The 3,102-nt window shown below is 39.2% G+C and carries 4 protein-coding genes; all 4 read right to left on the reverse strand.

The window, feature by feature from the left end; translation table 11 throughout:
• Positions 1-463 precede the first annotated feature (463 nt).
• Positions 464-1,654: a site-specific integrase gene (locus tag DXD92_RS18240; RefSeq protein ID WP_003062094.1), complete on the reverse strand. Its 1,191-nt coding sequence runs from the start codon at positions 1,652-1,654 to the stop codon at positions 464-466.
• Between the two features lie 77 nt (positions 1,655-1,731).
• Positions 1,732-1,935, reverse strand: coding sequence for an excisionase (locus DXD92_RS18245; RefSeq protein WP_002322728.1), 204 nt, complete (start codon positions 1,933-1,935; stop codon positions 1,732-1,734).
• Positions 1,936-2,308: 373 nt separating this feature from the next.
• The gene (locus DXD92_RS18255; RefSeq protein WP_002322727.1) at positions 2,309-2,563 is read right to left on the reverse strand and encodes a helix-turn-helix domain-containing protein; all 255 of its coding nucleotides are present in this window, start codon (positions 2,561-2,563) and stop codon (positions 2,309-2,311) included.
• Positions 2,564-2,566: 3 nt separating this feature from the next.
• Entirely contained in the window at positions 2,567-3,094 is a 528-nt protein-coding gene (locus tag DXD92_RS18260; RefSeq protein ID WP_243104956.1) for a sigma-70 family RNA polymerase sigma factor, read from the reverse strand.
• Between the last annotated feature and the right edge of the window lie 8 nt (positions 3,095-3,102).

Genomic DNA, 3,102 nt, shown 5'->3' on the forward strand with positions numbered 1-3,102 from the left:
ACTTCCGACTACTCTATTCTCCCCAGCATAGCTGGGGGATTAGACTTTTCATTTAAGAGTTAAGTAAAAGGGGCTGTCGCACTAAGTTGATATGCTCTCTTCCAGGAATCCTCTTTATAATTTTTCAAAACCACTAATTTGGTGGTATACTTTAATCATCAAAAGAACATCAATGAATACAGGAGGTAAAGATTATGTTTAGTGGAACACATTATGGAATCAAAGTTGATATGGGTTGGTTAAAGGATGACGTCGATGGGTTGAAACAAGTAGTTGATTTTTTGTGTTAAAAACTTACTAAATTTCTGATTATCTTTTCATAAGTTGGTAAATGCCGATATATCCCGTATTTTAGGGCTTTATCGGTATTTTCTTTTTGGAAGATACCTTGCATAAGCTGGCATTTACCAGCATGAAAATGCAACCAAAAGTAGTAAATGAGTAGTAAATATAAGCTCCGATATTAACAAGCCAGTCTTTCCAGTTCTGCTTTTGCAGATTGAAATGTACCGTGTGCATAATAGCCAAGTGTCATGGTTATGTTAGCGTGTCCCATAAGATATTGCAGGGTGTTTGGGTTCATTCCTCTGTTTGCCATATTCGTACAGTAAGTATGTCGGAATGAATGTGGTGTGATGTTCGGTAACTTGTCCGTGTGATACTTGTTATACTTCTTAATTAGTCCTCGCACCATGCCCTCATAGTTTCCTGCAACTTTAGGTAAGCCCTCACGGTTCAAGAATAGGAAATTGCTATAACCACCTACAATCAACGGTTGTGCCTTTCCTCTGTTCTTTAGTATTCTTTGGATTGCTTGATAAGCCCGTTCTGTCAATGGAAGTTCTCGTTTTCCGTTTTTGGTCTTTGGCGTTTCAATATAGTAGCCGATTTCGCTGTCTTTCAATAACTGGTGGTCTATATTGAGTATTCTGTTCTGCATATCAATATGCGTCGTTAGTCCGCAAAATTCAGAAATACGAAGTCCCGTTTCCAGCAGAAGCACAACCTCATCATAATACTTGCTGTAAATCTTATCCTTTTCCATAAAGGCAAGCAGGCGTTCTTCCTGCTCTGGTGTAAGGATAACTTTCTGCTCCGTATCATCTTCCAGAACATCACTTAGCTTAAATTCAAACGGGTTCTTTCTGATACAGTCGTCTTGTATCGCCATGTAAAATGACGCTTTCAAGGAACGCTTGTAGTTATCAATCGTTTTATAGGCGTATCCTTTTTCGCTCATTCTGATAGCCCATTCTTTAGCGTCCGACTGCTTAACAGTATCAATCGCCCTCATACCCAATGGGTCATTTTTCAGAGCGTTCATAAGATACTGTCGTCCTTTTTCAGTAGCCCTCTTGATGTTCTTTCTTTGGCTGTTCTTCTTGTCGTAGAGCTGGCAGACTGTCATTTTACCGCCTGCTGTATCGATACCGTCGTTAAGGTCTTTTTTAATCTGTGTTTCTTTTTCCCTCAACGATATATCATCACGCTTTCCAGCAGGTGTCTTGTCTGTCGGTACAAGTTTCCAAGAATAGATAAATTGTGGCTTTCCGTATATATCGGTATATTTATAAACGTATCTTCCGTCTTTTCGCTGGCTCTCTCCATTACGCAAATTGCGATTTTTACTGTCTTTTCGTTTTACATTAGACATAGTGTAAAGCTCCTTTCCGTCATGGAACGAGCCGTGATACGCTATATTTATTATACCATATCTACGGCTCAATGACATTAGATTTCGTCCAATGTATCTATGATTTTTTCAAATTGTTTTCGCTTAATCTGAATACGGTTGCCGTTCACGATAACCCAGCCAGCGTCAAGATTTTCTTCGGCTAATTTACGCAATTTCTTTTCGCCAATGCGGAAGTATTTGGACGCTTCTTCAACCGTCAGCGTATATTTTTCCCAAATAGGCACATCAGTATTGTTCATAATCTATGCACCCCCCTTTACTGTGTGTCGTTTTTTACAAGCAGGCAGACGGCTTTGGAAAGCTCCATTAGTATCTCAACTATTCCCATTCTTGTGGGCAGAACCGCACCATGCGGACGTATCATTATTCTGTGAGGATAGGTCGTGGCAAAACAACTTTTCCAACAGTCGCTCTCGGATCACTGCGTGGGTCGCTCGCTTTCTTTTGAAAAGGTCGTGGCGTACAGTCCCCGTGGCTCGCCATCTCACAAACGTATCTGTCTGCTTTATTCAGTTGTCAAAGAGCTGTGGTGAAAGCGTGTTGCTTTCATATAAAAGCAGGTGGCAGAGCAGGAAAGAGGGGGATATTAAATCATGCTCCGCTAAAAACTGCTTATTCTTCTGGTTCTAAGTCCATATCTTCAATATCAAAACCTAAAATCATTTTGATAAGTGCTTCTCTGATACGTCCTTTTAATTCCATATCTACAACGATATAAACATTGCCGTATTCATCATAAAGTGAACGCAAACAGCACTTTGATATGTAAGGGTCATAAAATGCCAGTAATTTTTCAATCGCTTTTTCGTTTCCGTCCATAGCTGATGAAATCAAGTAATAAGACGGTTTCTTAAATAACTGTTTCATTTTCTAATGTTCCTCCTTGAGTATTTTTTTCATAGTTTCCAAAGCGTGATGTCGGTTTCTAAATACACCGCTTTGCGTGATTTTCTGCAAGTTGGCAATTTCACTTTCTGTCATTTCCAAGAAGTAATACATCAACAGAGTATTGCGTTTTCTTTCTGGAAGTTTCTTCAAGGCTTCTGCCAATTCATCATCAAGGACACGAATATCAATGCCACATACTGAAAAGATTGTATAATCTGTTTCGTAGTCGTCCCAAACAGCCATTTTATCAACAAGGACATCTGGCAATTCGCTGAAAGATATTTCTTTATTCTTACGACGGTTTAATTCCTTGTAATAATCTTTCACGACACTACGGACAACTTTCTTTAAACAACTTTCAAAACGACATTGAACTGTTTTCTGGAAGTCAGACGGTTTCATCAATCTCACCTCCTTTCCTTTATGATTTGAAAAGTGTTTATCCCTCTTTCCGCACCATATAAGGTAAGTGCAAAATAATTCGACGGATTGTGTTGCCCCAAAAAATATCCCATAAT

Origin of the sequence: Blautia sp. TM10-2 (assembly GCF_003480845.1) — a bacterium.
GTDB lineage: Bacteria > Bacillota > Clostridia > Lachnospirales > Lachnospiraceae > Fusicatenibacter > Fusicatenibacter saccharivorans.